1 pseudogene is annotated in these 808 nt (G+C 57.8%); it reads left to right on the top strand.

Annotation, left to right across the window (positions count from 1 at the left end):
• Nucleotides 1-599: 599 nt before the first annotated feature.
• Nucleotides 600-808: pseudogene (locus IVA82_RS29180) on the top strand (hypothetical protein); the annotation flags it as partial.

Raw genomic sequence — 808 nt, 5'->3', positions numbered from 1 at the left:
ACATAAGCCTGCGACACGGGGGCGCAAGGGCTTCGGTCCAGGATGTTCGACTTTAACTTGGTACCGATGTCGTTTCTGTTGGCTCTCGCCGGCATAATGCTGGCGGCGGACCTCGTGAAGCACGCTTCAGGGGGAAAGTGCGAACCTGCTGTGGGTGCGATTGGAACACCGGCGGGTCCCGGAATGAGTGGCCGGTTCTTGTGACGAAATCGCCGAGACAATGCCCCGGCCGTTCAAATCCTACCAGCTTCTTTTCAGCCATGATATTTTATGGACCGTGAAGGATCTCGTAGAAGCGCAGCTGAAAGGTACACCGGCTCAGTGTGACCACTTTGACCCATCCGTATATCAACGATCCAAAGTATTGGCGCGAGCGAGCTGAGGAGCTCCGCTCCATCGCAAAACTCCTGGATGACACAGACGCTAGACAGCGCGCTTCCGATCGCGCCTAGATGCGAACCTCAGATGTGAGGAGCGGGGTAACTGATCGTGTTGACGGCAGGCGGCGGTACTCGGGTTGTCGCCTGACGACACCGCTACCATTTAAGGTGGGTGAATACTTGCCTCGGCGCGCGACTTTGGAATCTGGAGCCTCGTTGATGCATCATGGTCTGATCCCTGACAGTGCTGCTATCGCCGTACTCGCGACGCTCATCGCCCAAGGCGCAACAAACCGTGCGGACGCTGCATCACTGGCAGAGGTGCGGCGGAATGGTATCCTACGCCTCTGCGCCAACCCATCCGCACTTCCTTATTCGAACCTCACCGATAGAGGCGGTCTTGCCGGGTTCGAAGTCGAACTCGCGGA

Origin of the sequence: Bradyrhizobium sp. 142 (assembly GCF_023074015.1) — a bacterium.
Classification (GTDB): Bacteria; Pseudomonadota; Alphaproteobacteria; order Rhizobiales; family Xanthobacteraceae; genus Bradyrhizobium.
The sequence above is the reverse complement of the archived record's forward strand: the minus strand, read 5'-3'. Positions and strand labels throughout refer to the sequence as shown.